Annotated in this window: 3 protein-coding genes; 1 reads left to right on the top strand and 2 read right to left on the bottom strand. The window is 46.7% G+C overall.

Annotation, left to right across the window (positions count from 1 at the left end; translation table 11 throughout):
• The first annotated feature begins 247 nt into the window (after nt 1–247).
• Nucleotides 248–910, top strand: coding sequence for a hypothetical protein (locus PHI12_15165; protein MDD5512124.1), 663 nt, complete (start codon nt 248–250; stop codon nt 908–910).
• Between the two features lie 548 nt (nt 911–1,458).
• Here the strand turns inward: PHI12_15165 and PHI12_15160 are convergent.
• Together PHI12_15160 and PHI12_15155 are read right to left on the bottom strand one after the other, a co-directional pair.
• Nucleotides 1,459–2,301, bottom strand: a complete 843-nt coding sequence (locus PHI12_15160; GenBank protein MDD5512123.1) for a hypothetical protein — start codon at nt 2,299–2,301, stop codon at nt 1,459–1,461.
• The coding region (locus PHI12_15155) for a hypothetical protein (protein ID MDD5512122.1) at nt 2,288–2,590 on the bottom strand (303 nt) is incomplete at its 5' end. The genes PHI12_15155 and PHI12_15160, both read right to left, overlap by 14 nt.

Raw genomic sequence — 2,590 nt, 5'->3', positions numbered from 1 at the left:
CGCCTTACATAATTACTTCATGTTTTTGCTTTTGCGATGACCTTTTCTCTCCCCCCGGGGGGATGAGGATGTAATTGCTTCCTCTGGTTAAACCAAAAGTTCTTTTGTTCAATAATGAAGCTGTAAACGTAAAAGCACCTTAACAACTAAATATCTACAGTCCAGAGCCTTGCCTTGTGGCTAAATAAAATGCCCTAGCCAGTGCTTAAAAGAGCTGGGGCAAGTCTAACAAAGGGGGTTTACCACAATGCTAGACACACTCGAATATAACACAGATGATAATGACCATCAAGGTAAGGGCAAGGGTAACGGTAACGGCTATCACAGTAACGGTCATAATGGCTATGACAAGCTAGAGGGTGATTGGGCGCTATTCTATAAGGTAGCAAGCGGCTTTACTAACAAGGTGAAGCCAGAGGATAGAGAGGACTTCCTTCACGACTTGATACTGGTTATGACCAAAGTCAAGGCAAAGTATGACCAGATAGGAAAGCATTTAACAAAAGCGGGGCTGATACGGGTAGCTTGCTATGAGAGGGCACAATACTGGAGAGAGCATTTTAAGAGGGTTAACGGGATAGACTGTGGCAGGTGTAGTAAAGCGCAACGGGCAAAGTGTAAAGAGCAAAACCTATACCGAGAATGTCCGAAGGCAATCAAGTTAGACAGCCTTGATAGGCTGGTAGAGGATGGTAACGGGGATAGCACACCGTTATGCGAATTGATAGCCGATGATAGCGCCGATTTTATACCTAGACTTGACGCTCGTCTTATTCTGGAAGGCTATCCTCACCGGTTTGTTAAGCTTGCCTATAAAAAGCATGCGGGCTATCGGCTAACCGATAGTGAAGCACACTACTACTGGCGCGAAAGAAAAAAGGCTCAAAAAAAGCTTATAGAAGCGTCATAAAACGGGGTGATTTACCAATATATATAGTGGAAGGGATAATACCTTCTCTAGGGTTTTGGCTAATGCCAGCGAGGTGCGGGTTAGGCAAGGCTCTGGACAACTGAATATAAAGGCTACTACTCAGGGGCAAGGTTTAGCTTGCTTTTGGTGATATCCCTTTAAGTGGCTGGTGGATGACCTACGAACATAAGACGGCTATTCCACCATATCAGTAGTGCCAGCGAGGTGCGGACTACCGATATGGTTACTTAAGAGGGTAGATAACAAAAGTAAGGCGATAATTGCTCGGTTTGCTATCGGGTAAGACTTGCCTTTTTTCAGAGAGCGGGGCGGTCTAACAACTTATAATACGCCTCACTTGATGAGGGTAGCCACACTTTTTTAATGGTATAGTATCCGCTATAGGGATACTATACCTTTTTTCGTCTCTATTTCCAGGGGTGGTCGGAAATTTCCGGCTACCCCTTTTTTATTCTCAATTGCACTAAATAAACTTTCGTGCAGCCGATATCACTAGAGGTGCTTAGACAATCAGTATGACGCGATATCTACCGAATTAACTCGGCGATTGTCTTATCCCCGGCTTTGTCAGGGTGGTATTGCGGGTGGGCGTGATAGTCTGGATCGAGCCCTACTTCGTCTACCATTTCAGTCAACGCCTCTGCGACGGACATATCTTCGGCACATAGGTTGTTAATAAGCTCAAGGGTAGCTTGATCAACATAGCCCAGGCCAATACTGGCGCTCCAGCCCATATAAACCGAAGCTCCCTTATGAATAAAGGCCTCAGCCATATCGCCTTGGTAAGCGCTGGAACACCCCATCATTATTATGGCAGTATCCTGAAATTTACCCTCCATACTTTTTATGATAAAGCTTGAGGACACCGCGAAAACCATGGGGTAGTCTTCTGTCATCTGTGCCGGTAGTATCTGATCACCAATCTGTTCCCAAACAAGCTCCGTAATCTTATAGGTCTCACCGGTAAAAAGAAATGTCGGCCCTATTTCTCCCTCATCTGGGGATCCCTCACCACCCAACATACCCGAATGAGCCCTGAAGATAATCAGCCTGTAGCCATAGGTGGGAAGCTTACGGTAGAGGTCGACGGTAACTTCCTCGCCGTGGTAGACATCGACCTCAAAACCATATTCTTCAAGATAGTTAGTGGCCTGTTGAATAAAATCCTGGTTCGGCTCAAGGACATAGAGTTGGTCAATTATGGCAGCCTTAAGCTCTCCAGAAGGGGCAGAACCTTCCGGGCTGTTAAAGTGACATGCCCTGATACCAACGACGGCACCAGTAATTCCCAGCGCGATAGCCAGCCAGAGATACCAGGGCAGCTTCTTATTGTGAAGTTTACTCTTTCTCTGTTTCTTAGTCTTGGTCAATGCTTGCCCTGCGAGCGGAGCGGTGCCTCATAAGCAAGTAAGCACCGGCTATTATAGCCCCAGCCAGACCAAGCCACGGTGCCAGAATTACCATCTTGTTTATCGGATAGACCTCACCACCTACGCTGCGCCTTGCAGATCCAGATGATGTAGAAGAGCTACCGTAAGCGCCAAATGGCGCACCGGTCAGATCAGCCAGGCTAGGGCTAGTTTCATCATCAATCCGGGCCCATATATATCCGCTATAGCCCTTGGTATCTGTTGTGTCTACACCACTATCTGAGCATTC

The organism is Dehalococcoidales bacterium (genome assembly GCA_028716225.1).
Classification (GTDB): domain Bacteria; phylum Chloroflexota; class Dehalococcoidia; order Dehalococcoidales; family UBA5760; genus UBA5760.
Note: the sequence above shows the minus strand (reverse complement) of the source record. Positions and strands in the feature narration are given on the sequence as shown.

Excerpts from the sequence above, each read along its gene's own strand:
- PHI12_15165 (MDD5512124.1), top strand. The coding sequence starts at position 248 with ATGCTAGACACACTCGAATATAACACAGATGATAATGACCATCAAGGT.